Annotated in this window: 18 protein-coding genes and 2 pseudogenes; 12 read left to right on the top strand and 8 right to left on the bottom strand. The window is 50.1% G+C overall.

All coding sequences use genetic code 11. The features are described from left to right. The coding region (locus LH51_RS05960) for a methyl-accepting chemotaxis protein (RefSeq protein ID WP_036520700.1) at positions 1-258 on the top strand (258 nt) is incomplete at its 5' end. A 45-nt stretch (positions 259-303) separates the two neighbouring features. Here LH51_RS05960 and metH read toward each other — a convergent pair. After that, the gene (gene metH / locus LH51_RS05965) at positions 304-4,014 is read right to left on the bottom strand and encodes a methionine synthase (RefSeq protein WP_036520701.1); all 3,711 of its coding nucleotides are present in this window, start codon (positions 4,012-4,014) and stop codon (positions 304-306) included. 393 nt (positions 4,015-4,407) lie between these two features. On the opposite strand from metH, the pseudogene LH51_RS05970 reads away from it, so the two are divergent. The 8 genes and pseudogenes from LH51_RS05970 to LH51_RS23455 all read left to right on the top strand — a co-directional run bounded on the left by LH51_RS05970 (position 4,408) and on the right by LH51_RS23455 (position 13,019). Continuing rightward, positions 4,408-6,302: pseudogene (locus LH51_RS05970) on the top strand (propionyl-CoA synthetase). Positions 6,303-6,502: 200 nt separating this feature from the next. Beyond that, positions 6,503-8,206, top strand: coding sequence for an autotransporter assembly complex protein TamA (locus LH51_RS05975; RefSeq protein ID WP_036520703.1), 1,704 nt, complete (start codon positions 6,503-6,505; stop codon positions 8,204-8,206). Further along, on the top strand, positions 8,203-9,849 hold the full coding sequence (locus tag LH51_RS05980; RefSeq protein WP_036520705.1) for a hypothetical protein: 1,647 nt from the start codon (positions 8,203-8,205) through the stop codon (positions 9,847-9,849). The genes LH51_RS05975 and LH51_RS05980 overlap by 4 nt, the downstream gene beginning before the upstream one ends. An 11-nt stretch (positions 9,850-9,860) precedes the next feature. Continuing rightward, positions 9,861-10,463, top strand: coding sequence for a hypothetical protein (locus tag LH51_RS05985; protein ID WP_036520707.1), 603 nt, complete (start codon positions 9,861-9,863; stop codon positions 10,461-10,463). Positions 10,464-10,504: 41 nt separating this feature from the next. Continuing rightward, positions 10,505-11,797 carry a translocation/assembly module TamB domain-containing protein gene (locus LH51_RS05990; protein WP_160173685.1) on the top strand — a complete coding sequence of 431 codons (1,293 nt, stop codon included), beginning with the start codon at positions 10,505-10,507 and terminating at the stop codon, positions 11,795-11,797. A gap of 65 nt (positions 11,798-11,862) precedes the next feature. Further along, positions 11,863-12,090, top strand: coding sequence for a hypothetical protein (locus LH51_RS05995; protein WP_036520709.1), 228 nt, complete (start codon positions 11,863-11,865; stop codon positions 12,088-12,090). 18 nt (positions 12,091-12,108) lie between these two features. Beyond that, complete coding sequence (locus LH51_RS23450; RefSeq protein WP_081960692.1) at positions 12,109-12,714, top strand: serine hydrolase; 606 nt, start codon at positions 12,109-12,111, stop codon at positions 12,712-12,714. Between the two features lie 2 nt (positions 12,715-12,716). Further along, a complete protein-coding gene (locus LH51_RS23455; protein ID WP_081960693.1) occupies positions 12,717-13,019 on the top strand; it encodes a hypothetical protein in 303 nt (100 codons plus the stop codon). Positions 13,020-13,056: 37 nt separating this feature from the next. On the opposite strand, the gene LH51_RS06005 is transcribed toward LH51_RS23455, so the two are convergent. The 3 genes from LH51_RS06005 to LH51_RS20425 form a co-directional block, all read right to left on the bottom strand. Beyond that, positions 13,057-13,614 (bottom strand): response regulator, encoded by a 558-nt coding sequence (locus LH51_RS06005; RefSeq protein WP_052063488.1) that lies wholly within the window; start codon positions 13,612-13,614, stop codon positions 13,057-13,059. 167 nt (positions 13,615-13,781) lie between these two features. Continuing rightward, entirely contained in the window at positions 13,782-14,699 is a 918-nt protein-coding gene (locus LH51_RS06010; protein ID WP_144244191.1) for a L,D-transpeptidase family protein, read from the bottom strand. A gap of 4 nt (positions 14,700-14,703) precedes the next feature. Beyond that, entirely contained in the window at positions 14,704-15,252 is a 549-nt protein-coding gene (locus tag LH51_RS20425) for a hypothetical protein (RefSeq protein WP_052063490.1), read from the bottom strand. A gap of 191 nt (positions 15,253-15,443) precedes the next feature. On the opposite strand from LH51_RS20425, the gene LH51_RS06015 reads away from it, so the two are divergent. The 3 genes from LH51_RS06015 to LH51_RS06025 all read left to right on the top strand — a co-directional run bounded on the left by LH51_RS06015 (position 15,444) and on the right by LH51_RS06025 (position 17,216). Then, positions 15,444-16,169 (top strand): murein L,D-transpeptidase catalytic domain family protein, encoded by a 726-nt coding sequence (locus LH51_RS06015; protein WP_036520711.1) that lies wholly within the window; start codon positions 15,444-15,446, stop codon positions 16,167-16,169. A gap of 104 nt (positions 16,170-16,273) precedes the next feature. Continuing rightward, positions 16,274-16,471, top strand: a complete 198-nt coding sequence (locus LH51_RS06020; protein WP_036520713.1) for a hypothetical protein — start codon at positions 16,274-16,276, stop codon at positions 16,469-16,471. Continuing rightward, the gene (locus LH51_RS06025) at positions 16,458-17,216 is read left to right on the top strand and encodes a M48 family metallopeptidase (protein ID WP_052063491.1); all 759 of its coding nucleotides are present in this window, start codon (positions 16,458-16,460) and stop codon (positions 17,214-17,216) included. Before LH51_RS06020 ends, LH51_RS06025 begins: the two co-directional genes overlap by 14 nt. A gap of 46 nt (positions 17,217-17,262) precedes the next feature. On the opposite strand, the pseudogene LH51_RS06030 reads toward LH51_RS06025, so the two are convergent. From LH51_RS06030 to LH51_RS06040, 4 genes and pseudogenes are all read right to left on the bottom strand, one after another. Continuing rightward, a pseudogene (locus LH51_RS06030) lies at positions 17,263-18,847 on the bottom strand (ABC-F family ATPase). Between the two features lie 112 nt (positions 18,848-18,959). Then, on the bottom strand, positions 18,960-20,003 hold the full coding sequence (locus tag LH51_RS22265; RefSeq protein WP_052063492.1) for a DEAD/DEAH box helicase: 1,044 nt from the start codon (positions 20,001-20,003) through the stop codon (positions 18,960-18,962). After that, positions 19,994-20,311: a DEAD/DEAH box helicase gene (locus LH51_RS23460; protein ID WP_052063493.1), complete on the bottom strand. Its 318-nt coding sequence runs from the start codon at positions 20,309-20,311 to the stop codon at positions 19,994-19,996. The genes LH51_RS22265 and LH51_RS23460 overlap by 10 nt, the downstream gene beginning before the upstream one ends. A gap of 75 nt (positions 20,312-20,386) precedes the next feature. Further along, positions 20,387-21,322: a GGDEF domain-containing protein gene (locus LH51_RS06040; RefSeq protein ID WP_036520715.1), complete on the bottom strand. Its 936-nt coding sequence runs from the start codon at positions 21,320-21,322 to the stop codon at positions 20,387-20,389. Positions 21,323-21,617: the final 295 nt, after the last annotated feature.

Consider the following 21,617-nt stretch of genomic DNA (forward strand, 5'->3'; position numbering starts at 1 on the left):
GATACTATGTCGCAAGTATTAGACAGGATTCAGGGAATTGTTACGAGTATTGATGCTGTCTCTAAGCAAACCAACTTACTGGCACTGAATGCGGCTATTGAAGCCGCAAGAGCAGGTGATGCAGGTCGAGGGTTTGCCGTTGTTGCAGATGAAGTGCGAACGCTCGCACTAAATTCAAATAATGCAGCCTCACAAATAGCTGATTTAATCACGGAAACAAAATCTCACGTAGATCAACTTTCAAACTTCTTAAGTTAAGCTGTTGGCCGGTTACAGGTCGCTTAACAAGTTGCTATGAGCCGGTCACTTCTGCTCCGGCTCATAACCCAGGTTAGGTGCCAGCCAGCGTTCGGCGTCTTGCATAGACCAGCCTTTGCGCTTGGCATAGCTCTCCACCTGATCTTCACTGATTTTGGCGACACCAAAGTATTGTGAATCCGGATGGCTGAAGTACCAGCCACTCACGGCGGCCGTCGGTAGCATAGCGTAGCTGTCAGTCAGGGTGATGCCGATGTTTTCTTCAACATTGAGTAACTGCCATAGCTGACCTTTTTCGGTGTGCTCCGGACAGGCCGGGTAGCCGGGTGCGGGCCGGATGCCCTGATATTTTTCTTTGATCAGTGCGTCATTATCCAGTTGCTCATCGGCTGCATAGCCCCAGAATTCGCGTCTGATGCGTGCATGCAGGTGCTCAGCAAAGGCTTCTGCCAGACGATCGGCGAGGGCTTTGACCATAATGCTGTTATAAATGTCCTGTTGTGCCTCATAGTGCTCAACCAGCTCATCAACACCGAACCCGGTAGATACGGCAAAGCCACCAATCCAGTCCTGTTTACCAGAGGCTTTCGGCGCAATAAAATCAGCCAGACACATATTGGCCTTACCGGGGATTTTTTGCATCTGCTGCCGCAGGTGGTGGGTGCGCATCAACACCTGCTCACAGGATGAGTCCGTGTAGAGCTCAAGGTCATCATGACCCACCTGATTTGCCGGAAACAGCCCGATAACCGCACGGGCGGTCAGACGTTTGTTATCGATCAGGTCGGTCAGCATGGCCTTGGCATCATCAAACAGCTTGCGAGCTTCAACACCGACAACCGCGTCATCAAGAATCCGTGGGAAACGTCCCGCCAGCTCCCAGGCCTGGAAGAAGGGGGTCCAGTCAATGTATTCCCGCAGCAAATTCAGATCGTAGTTGTCGAATACCTGAATGCCTGGCTGTAGTGGTGTAGGCGGGGTGTAATCTTGCCAGTCAATCGGAAAGTGATTAGCCCGTGCCGCTTCCAGGGTGATGCGTCGGGTATCACTCTGGCGCTCTGCATGCCGTTCGCGTACTGCCTGATATTCTTCTTTTATCTCTTTGATAAAATTATCTTTCTTTTCCTTGGATAGTAGCGAAGAGGCCACGCCAACAGAGCGTGATGCATTGGTAACATGCACCACTTGATGATTTTTGTAGTGGGTTTCGATCTTGACCGCGGTATGCGCTTTGGAGGTAGTAGCACCGCCGATCATCAATGGAATGTGGAAATCCTGACGTTGCATCTCTTTGGCCACATGCACCATCTCATCCAGTGATGGGGTAATCAAACCTGACAAGCCGATAATATCGGCGTTCTCTTCGCGTGCAGTTCTGAGAATGGTTTCGCAGGGCACCATGACACCCAGGTCAATGACTTCAAAGTTGTTACACTGCAGTACCACTCCGACGATATTTTTACCGATATCATGTACGTCGCCCTTAACCGTTGCCATGATCACTTTACCTGCCGAGCTGCTGGCATTATCGGCCTTGGCGGCTTCAATGTAAGGCATCAGGTAGGCGACGGCTTTTTTCATTACCCGTGCCGATTTTACCACCTGAGGCAGGAACATTTTGCCAGCGCCGAACAGGTCTCCGACTATACCCATGCCGTCCATCAGCGGGCCTTCGATGACCTGAATCGGACGATCAAATTTCTGCCGGCACTCTTCCACGTCAGCGTCAATATAGTCGGTAATACCTTTAACCAAGGCGTGCGCCAGGCGTTCTTCAACACTCAGTTCACGCCAGGCCATATCCTGAGTGGAAACAGCGACGGATCCATCACCACGGTATTTTTCCGCCAGCTCCAACATACGCTCGGTACCGTCAGCACGACGGTTGAGCACTATGTCCAGAACATGTTCCCGAAGTTCGTCTGGCAGGTCGTCATAGATCGCCAACTGACCGGCGTTAACGATCCCCATATCCATACCATTTTTGATGGTGTGATAAAGAAAAACGCAATGGATGGCTTCTCGAACCTTGTCATTACCGCGGAAAGAGAAGGACACGTTAGAGACACCACCCGATACCATGGCGTAGGGCAAGTGTTGCTTAATCCAGTGGGTCGCCTCGATGAAGTCAACGGCGTAGTTGTCATGCTCTTCTATGCCGGTGGCGATGGCGAAAATATTGGGGTCGAAGATAATGTCTTCGGGAGGAAAACCAACTTCTTCGGTGAGTACTTTATACGAGCGCTCACAGATTTCGATTTTGCGCTGGTAAGTATCGGCCTGACCGGTTTCATCAAATGCCATCACCACCACGGCGGCGCCATAGCGACGGATTTTGCGTGCCTGCTCGATGAAGTTGGCTTCACCTTCTTTCAGGCTGATGGAGTTGACGATACCCTTACCCTGAATACGTTTCAGGCCCTGCTCAAGAATTTCCCATTTGGACGAGTCCAGCATGATGGGAACGCGGGAGATATCCGGCTCCGAGGCGATCAGGTTGAGGAAACGGATCATCGCCGCTTCAGCATCGAGCATGCCCTCATCCATATTGATGTCGATGATCTGTGCGCCGGATTCTACCTGCTGGCGGGCAACATCTAATGCGGTTTCGTAATCACCTTCCTTGATCAGGCGGCGAAAGCGCGCCGAGCCGGTGACGTTGGTGCGTTCGCCCACGTTTACAAACAGGGTTTCAGCGCCGATGTTCAGAGGTTCCAGACCCGCCAGGCGACACTCGATACGAATATCTGGCAGTGGGCGGGGGGCGCAGTGCTCTATGGCTTCACGGATTACCCTAATGTGTTCCGGCGTGGTACCACAGCAACCACCGACTATATTGACGAATCCGGACTCAGCCCATTCCTTGATCTCGACGGCCATCTGTTCTGGCGTTTCGTCGTACTCACCAAAAGCATTAGGCAGGCCTGCATTTGGGTGTACAGATACATAAGTATCAGAAATGCGCGACAGCTCTTCAACGTACTGACGCAGTTCCTTGGGGCCCAGTGCACAGTTAAGGCCAATAGTGATCGGGCGGGCGTGACGTACAGAGTTCCAGAAGGCTTCAGTAGTCTGGCCTGATAAGGTGCGTCCGGAGGCATCGGTGATGGTGCCAGAAATCATTACCGGCAGGCGCAGTTGATGCTCATCGAAATACAACTCAACCGCATAGATCGCGGCTTTGGCATTCAGAGTATCAAAAATGGTTTCGATTAAAATCAGATCGATGCCGCCTTCAATCAGGCCATCAATGGATTCGGTATAAGCTTCAACCAGCTCATCAAAAGAGACATTGCGATAGCCAGGATCATTCACGTCAGGTGAGATAGAGGCGGTGCGGTTGGTTGGTCCCAGCACCCCGGCAACATAGCGCGGACGATCAGGGGTCTCTGCCGTCATCTCGTCACAGGCTTCACGGGCCAGGCGTGCCGCAGCGACATTGATATCGCGGCTGAGGGATTGCATGTCGTAATCAGCCATGGCAATTACGGTGGCATTAAAGGTGTTGGTCTCAATGATGTCAGCACCAGCTTGCAGATACTCGGTGTGCAAGCGACGGATCATATCCGGTTGAGTCAGTACCAGTAGATCATTATTGCCTTTTACGTCACTGGGCCAGTCGGCAAAGCGTTCACCCCGGTAATCTTCCTCCTGCAGTTTTTCATTCTGAATCATGGTGCCCATACCACCATCCAGAATCATAATGCGCTGATTAAGTGTCTGTTCCAGAGATGTAAATGCTGCGGATCTGCTCACGGGATATGCCTTAGAAAATTTACCTGACGCGGGATGGGGGATTGTACCTGAATTTCATGCCATTTTGCCTGAGTCTGATTCATGTATGAATGAAAAACTTTTGTGTTGCCGCTATTTTTTGAGATGACAAAGTTGTGTCAGCCTAAGCACGCTCAAACATTTTTTGGGCAGGATTGTCGACACCATGAATTGTTCTGCTATTTATTTTTTTGTGGTAAATACTGCTAATCAGGCACTTTTTTGCTATTTAATGGCCTTTATCATCCTTTTGTCTTAGTTAAATTATGGTTTAGTTTAGTTAAAGTGAGCACTCTCGGAAGGGCCAAGTGTCAACAATAATAAGGCCAGCCCCTCAATAATGCTTTTAATAACCCAATAAAAAGGACCCGCTCTATGTCCTACCATGCTGAATACACAAAATCTGTTGAAAATCCGGAAGAATTTTGGGCCGAAAAAGCAGCTGACCTGCCCTGGTACAAGCAGCCACAGCAGATTCTGTCTAAGGATGAAAACGGTATCTACCGCTGGTTTGCCGATGGTGAAATGAATACCGCTTATATGGCACTGGATTACCATGTAGAGCAGGGTCGTGGTGATCAGACCGCACTTATCTTTGATTCACCTGTAACCGATACCCGTAGCAAGCTGAGCTACTCTGAGATGCGCGATCAGGTCGCTAAATTTGCTGGCGTTCTAAAACAGCAGGGTGTGGAAAAGGGCGATCGTGTCATTATTTATATGCCGATGGTGCCGGAAGCGCTGATCGCAATGCTGGCTGTGGCGCGATTAGGTGCGATTCACTCGGTGGTATTTGGCGGTTTTGCACCGCATGAGCTGGCTGTACGCATTGAAGACGCTGAGCCAAGGTTGTGGTCTCAGCCTCTTGTGGCGTTGAAGTTAAAAAGATTATTGAATATAAGCCGATGCTGGATGAAGCGCTGCGCCTGTCTGCACACAAGCCAGAGCGCTGTGTGGTTCTGCAGCGTCCCCAGGCCAAAGCTGAATTGATAGACGGTCAGGATATAGACTGGCACGAAGCCATGGCGACAGCTGAGCCAGCGGACTGTGTTCCGGTCAAGGGTACGGATCCACTTTATGTGCTGTATACATCGGGTACCACTGGCAAGCCTAAAGGCGTACAGCGCGATAATGGCGGACATGCAGTAGCACTGAAGTACTCCATGAAAGCCATCTATGACATGAACCCGGGTGAAGTTTTCTGGGCAGCGTCAGATGTTGGCTGGGTGGTAGGGCACTCCTACATTGTTTATGCGCCCCTGCTGGCAGGTTGCACTACCGTAGTTTACGAAGGTAAACCTGTGCGTACCCCTGATGCCGGCGCCTTCTGGCGTGTTTGTGCAGACTATGGTGTTAAAGCATTGTTTGCTGCGCCGACCGCTTTCCGAGCGATTAAAAAAGAAGATTCCGATGCGGTTGAGTTCGGTAAATATGATACCTCTGCACTGAAAACTATTTTTATGGCAGGTGAGCGTCTTGATCCACCTACCTATGACTGGACTGTTGAGAAAACCGGCAAGCCGGTAGTCGATCATTGGTGGCAGACTGAGTCCGGCTGGGCCATCTGTGGCAACCTGATGGGAATAGAGCCTAAACCTACCAAGCCGGGTTCATCAACCTTGCCGATCCCTGGCTACAATATTCAGATTCTGGATCCGGAGGGCAACCCGCTACCACCGGGTGAGCAGGGTTCTATTGCCATAAAACTGCCACTACCCCCCAGCTGTCTGGCAACTGTATGGGGTGATTTCGAACGCTTCCGTACCGGTTATCTGACTGAAGCGCCTGGTTTTTATACCACCGGTGATGGTGGTTACATGGATGAAGAGGGCTATGTCTTCATTATGGGGCGTACTGATGACGTGATAAACGTTGCCGGGCATCGTTTATCGACAGGCGAAATGGAAGAAATCGTTGCAGCACATCCTGCCGTTGCCGAGTGTGCTGTAATCGGCGTTAACGATCCGCTCAAGGGACAGGCTCCTATCGGCCTGGTTCTGTTGAAAGAGGGGGTGGAAACGGAAGAAGAGGTACTGGAAAAAGAACTGATTGCGATGGTGCGCAAAGAGATAGGCCCTATTGCCTGCTTCAATCGTGCCATAGTGGTTCAGCGTCTGCCAAAGACCCGCTCCGGAAAGATCCTCCGTAAGCTACTGCGCCAGATTGCAGATGGAAAAGAGTACACAGTACCTTCAACCATTGATGATCCAGCCAGTCTTTCGGAAATTGAAGAGATTATGAATCTGCAGGGGCTAGTCACCAAGGCTTAGCCTGCTGGTTTGCTCTCTGGATCGATCAAGGCAGCTTCGGCTGCCTTTCTTTTTCTGTTTTTATCTATCCTTCTCTGGATCGATCAGGGTATTTTATGCCATTCTTAGACTTGGCTGCCCTGACTGCAGCTGTTCAGTGTAAGTATGGAGAAATTTACCATTCAATCGAATAGATTTTCGCGCCGCTTTCGTAGATTGCTTTGTGTTGGTCTTCTGCTGGGCGCCCCCCTGTTTTCAGTGCAGAATTAACCCTGCAGGTCGAGGGGATCCCGGACGAATTGGCCAATAATGTCAGAGCATTTCTCAGTATCACCTCTCTGGAAAGCCAGTCGATTACCAACGAAAGCCGCTTACGTTATCTGCATCGTCGTGCTGAAGATGAAGTACGCCAGTCATTGGAGCCCTTTGGCTATTACAACCCAACAGTCACTGCCGAACTGCAGCAATTACCCAATGGCAACTGGTTAGCCAGCTACCTGGTCGATGCCGGTGTGCGTGCACAACTGGAACGTGTTGATATTCTTATTACAGGGGAGGGTGCTACTGACTCGGCTTTTATTGCGCTGCTAGACAATACGCCGATGCAAACCGGCGCACCGCTGCGGCACCCGGATTATGAGAGTTTGAAGAGTCGTCTGCAATCCACGGCGGCTGAGCGAGGCTATTACCGAGCTAAATTTGAGCGCTCACGCATAGTCGTTGATCGGATGACCAATACGGCTGTGATAGAAATGACCTATGCCACAGGTCAACGTATCCGTATTAGTGAAATACGCTTTGCCAAATCGCCTATTTCTGAAGAATTGCTGCGTCGGTACCCCCGTTTTTCGGAAGGTGATTATCTGGATGTGGGGAAGCTGATTGATTTACAAGGCGCACTAATTGACAGCAATTATTTTGCCGAAGTGGAAGTTTTACCCTTACTGAATGAGCTGGAAGATGGTGAAATTCCTATTCAGGTTTCGCTAACGCCGCGACCCCGTAGTCTTTACCAGGCAGGTGTAGGTTTTGGTACAGACACAGGTGCCAGAATACAGTTAGGTGTGGAGCGACGTTATGTGAATAGTCGCGGGCACAAAATGGATGCGCGCATGCGTTTATCGCAAATACGTAACGACTTAACCGGCAGTTATATGATCCCGGGAAAAGACCCCCGTTTTGATCAGTATGGTATTCGCAGTCGTTATTCTGATGAAAATTCCGACACCATAGAATCAAGAACCTATGCTGTTGGTGCTATATGGCAGAAGCAGATCGGTGACTGGGAGCGGGTCTTGTCTCTGGATCTGGAGCAAGAGCAATATACCTTTGATCAGGAAACCCGTGATCAGTTATTACTGATACCGCGTGCGCAGTTTAACAAGACCGTAGCTGATGATCGCTTCAATACCCGCAAGGGATACAGTCTAGGTTTTGGTATTGCTGGAGCGTCAGAGTCCTTACTGTCTGATGTCAGTCTGCTGCAACTGACATTGAGCGGTAAGCGAGTTGATCCGATGGGTGAAAACTGGCGTTTATTATCACGTTTCGATCTGGGGGCGCTGGTTAGCAGCGACTTTGACAGGGTTCCAGCCAGCTTGCGTTTTTATGCCGGTGGTGACAACAGTGTACGAGGTTATGATTACCAGGAACTGGGTCCTGTCAGTGCTCAGGGTAGTGTTATTGGCGGTCAGTATCTCATGGTAGGTAGTCTTGAAGCCGATTACATGTTTCGACCAGACTGGCGCCTCGCAGCCTTTACTGATGTTGGTAACGCCTTTGATGACTTTAGTGACCCGATTAAAACCAGTGTGGGGGTTGGCGTGCGCTGGCAGTCACCCGTGGGGCCTGTTCGTCTGGATCTGGCTAAGCCGATCAGTGACAGTGGCTTTAGGATTCACTTTACCTTGGGACCTGATTTGTGAGATTTAAACGACTACTGCTGATCCCTCTGCTTGTTTTGTTATTGATTGTCTATCTGCTGCTTGCCATATTGTATCTGCCCGGTGTTGCAGGGCTGGGTTTAAAGATAGGCAAAGGCTTTCTGACTGAGTCTTTAACTGTCAATTCAGTCTCTGGCCCCCTGACCAATTTGCGGCTTGGTCAGGTTGTCTATGATCAGGATGGTACCCGAATTGAGCTGGAGCAATTGGCACTGGACTGGAAACCGGCTTGCCTGTTGCGGATGAAAGTATGTATTGAAAAAATACATCTGGATCAGTTGACTGTTCATCTGCCTGTTTCTCAGGAGGGTGATAAAGAGCCTTCGGCAGGCCTGCCTGAATTACCAAACATTACTCTACCCATCCAGTTGGAATTAGAAGCGCTGCTGCTGACCAGTATTGAACTGCATCAGGGTGAGCAGCAATTCAATCTGGAAAAGTTTTCTGCATCTGCATTCACGCGAGGGCAGACACTGGTGCTGCATGATCTGCAGGTAGCACACGGAAATACCCGACTTGAGATGCAGGCTGAAGTGCATCCGATGGCTGATTATGATTTAACTTCTGACATTAACTGGCATATTGAACTAGTTGATATTGAATCGATTATTAATCAAAAATTAGACCATCCACTGACAGAAGCTGTGACGGGGCAGCTGCAGTTATCAGGAAGTCTTCAGGATTTGCAACTGGCACTGAATACCCATACAGCCACAGATATAACCGGCGCGCTCGCCCTTGAGCTACGCGCTGAGGTGCAGCCTTTCAGGGAAATACTCAACCTGGATCGGCTAGCGCTAAGCTTGCCTGACAGTGAGATGGATGTGCTGCTGAGTGGGCTGATTAGCCACTGGGCTGATCCAGAGTTACAGCTGAACTTAGGCTGGAGCAATCTGCACTATCCACTTCTGCTACAGCAGCAACCTGCCCAGTTCGCATCAGCACAGGGGGAGTTGGTACTTTCCGGTCGTTTGTCCGATTATAGCCTGGAGCTGGATACGCTATTACAGGGTGCTGATCTGCCGGATGTTGACCTGGCCATGACGGCCTCGGGTAACCTGGAGTCAATGCGTGATATAAACTTGCTGGCAAGCCTGCTGGGGGGGGAAGTTGCAGTCACCGGTCAGGCCGGCTGGTCGGAGCAACCCGAATGGCAAGCCCGGATAGCTGTGCGGAATTTTGATCCTGGGTACTTTAACCCGGATCTCAGTGGTTTGATCAATCTTGAACTGCAAAGCCAGGGTGAGGTAACTGAGTCGGGCCCTGTCTTTAGTGCTGAGCTGCTTAGTCTTTCCGGTGAGCTGCGCGACCAGTCCCTGAGTGGCCAGGGGCGGGTAAATTACAGTCCGGAACAGATATTAATTGATGAGCTGAACATCTCGTTGGGCGCGGCGCAGGCAAAGATAAATGGTACATTAATTAACCAGCAGTTAGCTATGCAGGTGCAGCTTGACGCTCCTGACCTGAGCTTGCTGCTGCCTGAAGCATCGGGCCAGTTACAATTATCCGGTGAGGTTAATGGGCCCTTAAACCTGCCATCTATCCGTGCGGATATCAACGGTACCGACCTGGGTTTTCAACAGCATCGTGTGCTGACGCTAGCAGGCAGGTACGCACTGATTTAAGCGGCGCGCAGGTGTCAGAACTGGATCTGCAACTGAATGATCTGATGTTGGCAGGCCAATCAGTCGATAGTGTGGTTATCAGTGGTAGTGGTCGTCCTGAGTCGCACACTATTCAATTGGATGTCCTGGGTGAACTGCTGGACTTGTCGCTGGCCTTGCGCGGTGCATGGGAGCAGTCGCGTTACCAGGGGCGTCTGTCAGGACTGGAAGTATATCGCCAGGAAGCGGGCCGCTGGACTCAAGCCAGCGCTTCACAGATCAGTTTTGAGGCACCGGCATTTTCGCTGACTCAAACCTGCCTTCAACAAGAGGGCGCCTCTGCCGAGCTATGCTTCGGTGTGAACCGGAATGTAGCAGACAGGCTCAGTGCTGAATTCAGCCTGGTGCAGCTTTCCCTTGATCTGCTTGATCCTTTTCTGCAGGGTAACCGGATTGAATCCGAGTTAAACCTGAATGGACGTTTTACCCAGCAGGGGAGTCGGCCACCTGAAGCTGAAGTGTCACTGACAACCACGGCCGGGCGTTTGCTTACGGCAGATGATCAGCCGGATTTTGATCTGGATCCGATAGATTTACGGATCAATCTGGCTAATGATCAACTGAGGCTGATCTGAATGCCAACTTCAGCGAAATGGATGGCCGGGTGCTGGCGAACTTGAATATTCAGCAATTGTCATCGCGGCAAATACTGGACGGCGAGCTGGACATTTCTCTCAATGACCTGACTTTGATCAGTGTGTTTGCACCGAATGCACAAAATGTTGTTGGTAACCTGCAAGGGCGCCTGTTTATCAGCGGCAGCCTGACTGATCCGGCCGTACGCGGCTCGCTGCGATTAAGTGACGGCTCTGTGGATTTACCCGCACAGGGGATTACGCTGAACCCTTTGCAGTTCGAATTATTGGCTGAAGGTGAGCAAGCTGAAATACTAACGCTGGCGGGTTTGATTGGATCAGGTCAGGGGGACATACGCCTGCAAGGGCAGTTTAACCTGGTCAGTTTGCAGGGAGAGTTAAGCTTGCAGGGCGATGATTTCCAGGCGATGAATACGGAAATTCAGCTCTTGATCTCGCCGGATCTGACAATTCGTGTCGATGAAGCTATCCGTGTGGGTGGCAGTGTCACTGTGCCTTATGCACTGATAACGCCGCCGCCCAGGCAGCAGTCGCCGAATGTTGTCAGGGCATCTGATGATGTGGTCTTCGCAGACCAAGTGAATGAGCCGCTGACAGAGCGAAATTTACCGCTGCTGACGGATATTGAGCTTATCCTGGGAGACTCAGTACGTGTCGAGGCTTTTGGCTTTAAAGGCCGCCTGCTGGGTCGTTTGCGCATACAGGATGATGCAGTCACTGCAACCCGTGCATCTGGGTCCATTCAGGTGGAAAGTGGTGACTACCGGTTATTTGGTCAGGAGATGACCATCCAGCGCGGTAATCTGATTTTTAGTGGTGGCCCGATTGAAAACCCGGGTTTAGATCTGCGAGTGGCTCGTACTGTCGATACGGTGGTGGCTGGTGCACGCATAGGGGGGACGATACAAGTCCCTGAGTTCACGCTTTTCTCGACCCCGGCCATGCCGGATAGCAGTATTATGTCTTACCTGGTCCTGGGGCGTGGTCCTAATGACTCTTCAGCCTCAGAGCAGTCGATGATGTTACAGGCAGCTATGTCCTTGTCGATGCAGGGTGGTAACACCATCACCGGACAGTTACGTGAAGAGCTGAGTCTGGATGAGTTTGGTTTTGCCAGTGATGATGCCGGGGATTCTGCTTTTTTTATTGGCAAGTATTTAACCCCGCGACTTTATATTCGTTATGGTGTTAGTTTGCTTGAATCGGTAGATGTATTAACGTTAAGCTATCGCTTTTCTTCCCTGTGGAAAATCGAAACGCAAAGCAGTAGTGTGGGTAGTGGCGCGGATTTTTTCTATACACGGGAAAGGTAGCCTTTCAACGCTTGAGTTAATGTAAACTTGGCAGTATTTCGTTGTTTATAGAGGTAAAACCACAGATGACAGATCCCGTTTCAGACTTTCTGGGACAGCTGAGCTACGACCAGTTATGTCAGGTCGAGAAAAGGATTGAAAGCATCGCTAAACAAAAGAAACCCTCACCGGCTGTAGCGACTGGTTATAAAATGCCCGTATCTCCGGGATATAACAGTACTGAACAGCTTGCCGAATCATTAGGGCTGGATATCAGCGGATTATTAAAAGAGGCCAAAGCCTGGTCTCGTTAAAGTTCAAATAGAGTCTTTATGAGATGTATTTACGTTATGATGGCGCGCCGTATTGTTGTCGGGCTGTTGCTGTTAGTTGTTTACGGTTTTTCTACAGCCTCTTTTGCCGGTGTAAGCCGCACCCAGGAGCTACCCTTAGCTTCGGTTTATGCGGCCATAGCCCCTCTGGGTTCCAGCGAGCTTATTTATAGTCAGCATTCTGATCGGGTAGTACCCATCGCATCGCTTACCAAACTCATGACCGCCTTGGTGATACTGGAATCGGGGTTGCCTCTGGATGAGAATCTGGAAGTTAGTCGTATCAGTAACACCTTTGGTAAAAATTCGCCTTCAAGGCTGCGTCCAGGTACACGTGTGAGTCGCCAGGATTTGCTGCAGATGTCACTGATGTCTTCCGAAAATCTTGCAACTTACACGCTGGCTGCCAACTATCCCGGCGGCTCGGCGGCTTTTGTCAGCGCGATGAATGCTACTGCAACACTGTTGGGTATGAGCAATACCCGCTTTACTGACCCAACCGGTTTGTCACCGGATAATATCTCAACCGCTCAAGACCTGTTAATTCTCAGCTCAGCTGTATATCAGTACCCGTTGATCCGGCAGTTTTCTACGCAGGGCAGATAGACATGCATTTCCGTTCACCGAGTTATTCGCTGGCTTACACCAACACCAACCCCTTAACACGTAATGCTAACTGGAAGGTTATGTTGAGTAAGACCGGCTATTTGTCCGAGTCTGGTCGCTGTCTGATTATGGTGGCGGAGATAGAGGGCGAGTTGCTCACTATGGTGCTGCTGGATTCCCAGGGGCTCAGAACACCGATTGGTGATGTAGGTCGAATCAACCGCTGGTTAAAAAATCAGCCACCTGGTGAGGTGCCGGCAAATGCGGCAGCCTATGCGCAAAGTCGTTTAGGGGCCATGCGCTAGACGAAATCTTGTTAAGTGTTTCAGGCGGTTCTTCAGATTACTTTTGCAGCAAAATATTCTCTACCTGCTCACGAATGCGCAGGAAGGGGATAGGCTTCTGGATTAAGGTGCAACATTCGGGTAATTCCATGCGCTGGGCGATCTCTTCACTTTCCAGGCCGGAAATAACCATCAAACACATCTGATTCAGTAGTTGCTGTTGCTGTAAAGCTTCAATGACGGCAAAGCCATCGATATTAGGCATTTGCAGGTCAAGAATGAGTAAGTCAGGATTAAAGCGGCCCACCTCAATCAATCCCTGATAACCATCATTGGCTAATAGCACCTTAATGGGTAATCCCCAGCTCGCCAGGGTTAGCTCATAGATGCGCAGCAGGGTTTTGTCATCGTCAACCACCAGTACTCTAACCGGCTCAATAGTCAGGGTTTCAGCAGCTTGTGAGCTGGTTAGAGTGCGGGCGCCGTTCAGGCTCTGAGCCGGTTGTTGATGTTGACCACTGAGGATATCAGATGAGAGCTGTTCAACAGCGTGTAGTGAGAAGCGTCGATGGCCTCCGGGTGTTTTCCAGCTATCCAGTATCCCGGCATCTGCCATAACTGAATGGTTCTGGGAGTCACCCCAAGTATTTCGGCTGCTTTGCGACTGGTACAGACATCTTCCTTCACAGCTCACCAACTCCGCACAAAAGGCAAATAATAACCGATTCTAACGCTCAGTTAAATGTTTGTTACACGTGAGCTCAGCCGGAATCAGGCTGAACTTCAGCGATTTAACGCCCGCAATAACATAGAATCGAGGTTGTATATATCTGTATGGTAATCCACTTGTCCCTGCTCATCGGCTTCAGCGGTCCAGTAGCCCAGAATGATCGCAACAGGTGTTTTACTGTTAACGTTTCGGGTTCGCCCTGAACTTAACAGGGTATCAAACTGGTTTGCCGCTTCAGTATGGGTTGTTTGCAATAGCAAGGCCACCAAGCTGGTGGCATCTTCCACTCTGACACAGCCTGAGCTGAAATAGCGTTGATTTCGGTCAAAAAGATGTTTGTTCGGGGTGTCATGCAGGTAAATCGATTCGCGGTTGGGAAAGCGGATGACCACCTGACCTAAGGCATTATAGGGACCTGAAGACTGGCGTAACAGTATGTGCCCCGGGTTATTCCAGTCGATTGTGTCCGGATCAAGCCGGTTGCCTTGATGATCCAGTACACTAAGCCGGTTAGATTCCAGATAAGACTGATCGTCACGTATCGCGGGCAATTTATCCTTACGGAAAATAGTGGGTGGAATCGTCCAGGTTGGATTAAAGGTAAAGTGAGTGATATCGCTAAGCATTAGCGGAGTGGGGCGGTCAGGACGGCCAACCTGTGTGCGCTTATCCACGATTAGTTGCCCTTCATCAAAAAAGCGGATAGTGGCACCGGCTATATCAACAATAACCTGGGTATCCTGCAGGGCCAGATCAATCCGGCGCCAGCGTTCCAGATTCACCCGTAGCTGATCCAGTCGTTCCTGCGGAGTGCGGTTTAAAAAGCGGAGTGTTTGTGGCCCGGCAATACCGTCAGCCTGTAAGCCATCGGCTTGTTGGAAGGCTTTGACGGCAGCTTCAACCTCGGTATCGTAGAGAGCAGGCTCCAATTCCGGCAAGGATAACGATAAGTGCTTACGTAGCTGTAGCACCCGATCATCGACAAGCCCGGGCGCAGAGAAGGGAAATCCGGGTAAATAGGGAGTAAAGGGGCTGTTCAGCTGTCTGCTTACGCAGTTGTTGATAAGCTTTGCGCAAATTAGTGTAAGTGAGTGTGTCCGGTCGTGCCTGGCTAAACGCCTGATCAATATCCTTCAATCCTTCAATTGCCAGATCGAGAATCTGAGCATGAGGGTCTGGCATCTGATTGCGGTAATTTAAATAATTCTCTACACCGCTTCCGTGCGTTCGTCCCAGTTGCAGATCCATCAGCGCATTAAGATAGGCCGCAGATAAAGCCACTTCATCCGGAGCGGGGGGGTAGACCGCTTCCGTATCAACAAGATGCAGTATTTGCTGTGCAACCAACGGGATGTCGTAATGATCGGGTGTCAAGCCATCATCTTCCAGGGCCTGCAGGTTAATATAGAGTTGTTCCAGGCGCACAGGATCACGCCAAGGTGAAGCTTCAGCAGTGAGTCGCTGAAATTCAGACAACAGATTCTGCCGCTCAAAGGGTGTGGCTGCCGATACATTGAGTGGCATAAGAAGCTGCAGGCTTAAAAAAAACTGCTAAATATACTGATGTTTTTTTATACAGATGTTTTCCTGTCATGCGATGCCTGCTAAACTCTGCCTATTTGATTTTTCAACACTTATTTGAGTATAGACATATCGCCGCTCAGTAACAGAGATTTCGTGCGTTATGTTCAGGAGTTTTCTATGAGGAACTGTCTATGAAGCGTTACCCCATCAGCATGATCGGCTTGGTTGCCGCCGCGTTACTTACCTTTACTTCACCTGTTCACGCCCAATACCTTCCTCAAAACTTATCTGATAAGCTTTTGACTCAAGCTCCGGAATTAAACCCCTTAGTATTAAATAAAGCCCTGGCTGCAATGCAATGTGCGACCAGCAATGGGCTGGCGGGTGCTGAGCGTCTGGCGGTGATTGATTTTTCTTTGCCTTCTTCAGAAAAGCGTTTGTGGATCTTTGATCTGAATGAGCAACGTTTGCTGCTGGAAGATCTGGTTGCTCATGGTAATCGTTCAGGTGAAAACTATGCGACTGATTTTTCAAATATTGTCGGTAGCCATCAATCCAGTATTGGGTTGTTTCGTACCCAGGAAAGCTATGTCGGTCGTCACGGCTATTCCCTGCGTTTGGATGGTTTAGAGCCTGGCGTTAACGATAAAGCGCGTGAGCGGGCTATCGTGATTCATGCAGCTGATTATGTTGACCCAAGCTGGGTAGATAGCCAGGGACGTATTGGCCGCAGCCAGGGCTGTCCTGCTGTGCGTCAGGATGTAGTTGAGCTGGTGGTTGATAACCTAAAGGGTGGCCAGTTACTGTTTACCTACTATCCAGATCAGGACTGGTTACAGTCCTCGGCATTTCTGAACTGCCAACCTCAGCGGGTTGCCTCTTACGTGGCACCCTTTAGTAACCTTAGTGGTAGTTAATTAAAGTTCTCGGAGTCAGGGCCGATGACCTTAATACCGACAGTTAAGCGTGCTATGATTGCACCTGACTGCCAAGCTGATTTATTAGATTCACAGGAGGTTTCGTGAATATAGCAGCAACCGGTACGGCGATGAGTGCGTTAAATTTCCACACAGAGCATGCCGCAAAAATGAATAAAATCGTGCTGGATCAGATAGAAACCCAGGGTGAAATGATTGTGAATCTGATTCCCGATAATCCGGCAGGTGTTAAAGCCGATCCCACCAGTGCGGTAGGACAAATTATTGATGTTCAGGTCTGATACCTGGAATTTTTTGTTTGGTTCCAAAGAAAAGCACCTGTCCGATGCAGGTGCTTTTTCTATACCGGTAATTGAAAATCTGCTTGTTGAACGTAAAGCGATCAAACATCTCTACCTGCGTATCGAGCAACCCGATGGTCGTGTCAGGGTTTCCGCCCCCAGACGCATGAGTGATGCGGAGATAGCCCGTTTTTTACACAGCAAGCAGCAATGGATTGCACGTAAACGCGCTCAGCTACAACAAAAATCCCAACTTTCTGATCCTGAAATCAGTGCAACTGAACTGTTGCTCTGGGGGCAGCGCTATCCGTTGATATTACAGCCATCAAGTGGCCGGGCAAGGGTGCTGTTTGATCAGGAAAAAATTATTGTGTTGACTGAGGCTGAAAGCAGTCCAGAGCAATTACAGAAGTTACTGAACAGTTGGTTACGGCAACAGTTGCAACAACGCCTGGAAGAGCGGGTGCCTTACTGGGAAGCGGTGAGTGGTACGCGTGCCAATGAGGTGCGTATCAAGCGTATGAAAACACGCTGGGGCACCTGTAATGTGCGTGCGGCGCGCATCTGGGTGAATGCCGAACTGGTAAAGCTGCCACCGGCCTGTCTGGATTATATTATTCTGCATGAGTTGGTGCATTTGCTGGAGCGCCTGCATAACCGGCGCTTTCATGCATTGATGGAGGAATTTATGCCGGATTGCCACCGCACTGACACCCTGTTAAACCGCTATTTACTGCCGCGTTAACCTGATGCCAGCACTTCTGCTTAAACGGCTCGTTTAAACTGCGCGGCTATACAACACCCTGGCTGCGCAGGTAGTCGTCATAGCTGCCGCTAAAGTCAGTAATACCGGTGGCACTCAACTCAACGATACGCGTGGCCAATGACGATACAAACTCCCGGTCATGACTGACAAAAATCAACGTACCCGGATAGTTTTCCAGCGCCAGGTTCAGTGCCTCGATAGACTCCATATCCAAATGGTTGGTTGGTTCATCCATTAGCATCACGTTGGGCTTAAGTAGCGCCAGTTTACCGAACAGCATGCGTCCTTGCTCACCACCGGAAATAACCTTGACCGATTTGCTAATCTCGTCACCTGAAAACAGCATCCGACCGAGAGCGCTGCGAATCACTTGTTCGCCACCCTGAGTCCACTGCGACATCCATTCCATCAGCGTGGCAGGATTGGCAAAATCATCTGTATGGTCCTGAGCGAAGTAGCCAACTTCAGCACTGTCAGTCCATTTCACTTCACCGGAGTCAGGGCGTATATTGCCAGCCATGCACTGCAGCAGGGTGGTTTTGCCTATACCGTTGGGACCGATAATGGCGACACGCTCACCAGCTTCAATCTGCAAATTAAGTTTTTTAAACAGTGGGATACCATCGAAACCTTTAGTTAATTCTTTTAAGGTGACAGCCTGGCGATGGAGTTTTTTCTGTTGCTCAAAGCGAATAAAGGGGCTCACTCGGCTGGAGGGCTTTACTTCAGCCAGCTGAATTTTATCTATCTGTTTCGCCCGTGAGGTGGCCTGCTTGGCTTTAGAAGCATTCGCTGAAAAGCGGCTGACAAAGGTTTGCAGTTCTGCAATCTGTGCTTTTTTCTTGGCGTTATCAGACAGCAGGCGTTCACGTGCCTGGGTGGCCGCGGTCATGTATTCATCATAATTGCCGGGAAACAGTCGCAGTTCGCCATAATCCAGATCAGCCATATGAGTGCAAACCTGATTGAGGAAATGACGGTCATGGGAGATGATGATCATGGTGCTGTTGCGTGATACCAGGATGTTTTCCAACCAGCGAATCGTATTAATATCCAAATGGTTAGTTGGCTCATCTAACAGCAATACATCCGGATCGGAAAACAGTGCCTGCGCCAGCAGTACACGCAGTTTCCAGCCTGGTGCCAGGGCACTCATCGGGCCAAAATGCTGTTCAATCGGAATATCCAGACCCAGGAGCAACTCGCCTGCACGCGCTTCGGCCGTATAGCCATCCAGTTCAGCAAACTGCACTTCCAGATCCGCAACTGCCATTCCATCAGCTTCCGACATATCGGCCAGCCCGTAAATGCGATCACGCTCAGCTTTAATACGCCAGAGTTCGGTATGCCCCATGATAACCGTATCTATGACACTGCAGTCTTCGTAGGCAAACTGATCCTGACGCAGCTTGCCCAGGCGCACATGGGCATCCAGCATCACCTGGCCACCACTGGCTCCAGATCACCGCCAAGAATCTTCATAAAGGTGGATTTTCCGCAGCCGTTGGCGCCAATCAGACCATAGCGATTGCCCTGGCAAATTTTACGGAAACGTTTTCAAATAGCGGTTTGGCACCAAACTGCATGGTAATGTTAGCGGTGGAGATCAAAGGCAGGCCTATCAGACTGAGTGCGAATATGTCGCAGGAACGAAAAGGCGTCTAGTATACAGGCCTGTAAAACCAGCGCACAGGGGGCAGCCAGTTATTTTTTAATTACCCTTTAGCGCCCAAACAAAGATCCACGTCCCGCCTTATCCTTGGCTGAAGGCTCAGCCTTACTGGAGGACGGGGCAGGGTGCGCTGATTTTCCAGCAGACTGTTTGGTTGGCGAGGCCTTTACAGCCTTTTTCGAGGAAGCTGAACGCTTATTACCAGCCTTACTTGGCTTGTTAGCCTGATTAGTCTGAACATTGGCTTTACGGCCCTGCTGCAGTTTGCCCTGCGAGATCATAGGCACGGATTCCACTAAAATGGGTTTGCCGATCAGGCTGGAAATGGCATCCAGATAGCGGCGCTCATCGGGTGCTACCAGGGAGATGGCAAGTCCGGACTTACCGGCACGCCCGGTGCGTCCAATACGATGTATATAGGCCTCTGGCTGGTTGGGCAGGTCGTAGTTAACCACTTGTGGCAGTGAGGCAATATCCAGTCCGCGTGCAGCCACATCCGTTGCCACCAATACACGCACCTCGTTCTGAGTAAAAGCAGCCAAGGCAGCATTGCGCTCTCGTTGCAGCTTTTCACCATGAATAGCTACAGCTGAAATCTGTTCTTGATTCAGGTAAGCGGCGACTAGGTCAGCGCGCTTGCGGGTACGGGTAAACACCAGTGTCTGCGACCAGTTACACCCAGCTATGAGGTAGCTGAGCACATCGGATTTATCCTGATTATCGACTGCAAAAGCCCGTTGTTGCACAGACTTTGCCGCACTGTTGCGCTCGGTGGTATTAATGCGCACAGGGGCTTGCAGCAGGGCTTCGCTTAATGCATCTACAGAAGCATCCAGCGTAGCAGAAAACAGCAGGGTCTGGCGTTGCTTGGGCATATAGGACATGAGTTGGCGTATGGCATCTATAAAGCCCAGGTCAAGCATCCGGTCGGCTTCATCCAGAACCAGTATTTCCAACTGTGCCAGCGACAGCTTGCCCTGTTTAAGCATATCCAGCAGTCGCCCCGGTGTGGCGACCAGTATGTCGGCCCCGCATTTCATTTTGCGTAGCTGGTTATCAAAGCGGACGCCGCCATAAATAGAGATCACCCGCATGCCAGGTGCTCACCATAGGCCAGGGTTTTATCACCCACCTGAATAGCCAGTTCGCGTGTCGGCGTCAGTACCAGTCCACGAATCGCATGATAACCGTCGGTAATGACTGGTTGTTTCAGGCGCTCAATCATCGGCAGGGCGAATGCGGCGGTTTTACCAGTACCGGTTTGCGCTTCAGCGACCAAATCCTTTCCGGATAAAATCAGCGGGATGGCCTGTGTCTGAATCGGGGTGGCCGCGGTGTAGCCCAGCTGCGTCAGAGTGAACTGCAGTTCCGGACAAAGGTTAAGCTCTGAAAATTGTGACATGCGATGCTCTAAAACGAAGTTATTCGTGCGCTAGAATACAGTATTCAGTACCAAAAAGTTATGGGTTGGTAGTGCTTACCTGACAATGCAATTGCGACCCTGCTGCTTGGACGCATAAAGGCGACGATCAACCGCTTCAATAAAATCGCTGGCCTGATCTTGGCGCGCTGGTGTATGCGTGCCAACACCGATACTGATTGTCAGAACCGAGCTGACATCAGAGGCGGGGTGGGGGATCTGCTGCTTAAATATTAACTTACGGCAGCGTTCTGCCACCTTAACTGCAGCATCGATTTCTGTTTGAGGGAGAATCAAAACAAACTCTTCGCCACCAAAGCGGGCAAAAAAATCACCCGAACGTAATACGGCTGAATTGAGCGTTTGAGCTACCTGTTTAAGGCAGGAATCACCTTGAACATGACCATACATATCATTGTATTGTTTAAATAAATCTATATCTATCATGATTAAAGATAGTGGCTGCTGATGGCGTTGTGCATGCATCCACTCCGCCTCCAGGCGCTCATCAAACATACGTCGATTGGCGACACCTGTAAGTGCGTCTTTGAAGGATAGTTCCTGCAGTTCATGCTGTAGTCGTAGCAGTTCTTCTTCATTCTTTTTGCGCTCAGTAATGTCGAACATAAAGCCGACCAGTGATTCCACCTGGCCTTCGCTATTGCGCACAATATGGACCACGTCGCGGATCCAGATATATTCACCATCGGCTGTAAGAGCGCGATAATCAGCTTCATGATCGGCACCGGCCTTGGATTGAGCTACGCAAAAATTGACCACGCGTTCACGGTCATCAGGATGCATGCGCTCAGCCCAGTCGTTAATGCCCGCCCAGCTATCACGCTTCCAGCCCAGAAGCTCTTCAATCTGCGGGCCGATATAAGCGAATGTCAGGGTTTCCCAATCAATCTTCCAGGGAATGGCTTTTGTCGATTCCAGGAGCGCTTTATAGAAGCTGTCATCCTGAATTAAATCATCTTGTTGTTTTGGCATTCTCAGGGTCCGCAGGCATTGGCAGAGGCTTTTGATAATAGACCTGGAAGGGTGGAGCGTAAACCTTTTGCTACGGCATGTTCATTAAAGCCTTGCTCTCTGTAGCGATTCAGATAATTTCAATACGAATACATAATACGTATCGTGTACTATTAGTACAACTCTCTTATTGTGCACTTGTTTAAGTCATAAAAAGTCCGGTAAATAGCTAAGCAGCACCAGAGGATGGTATGCATAAGCTGCTTATGCTTGTATATCGTCAAGATACGATATATATTTCGTTATATCGCGATAT

Origin of the sequence: Nitrincola sp. A-D6 (genome assembly GCF_000764495.1) — a bacterium.
Classification (GTDB): Bacteria; Pseudomonadota; Gammaproteobacteria; order Pseudomonadales; family Balneatricaceae; genus Nitrincola.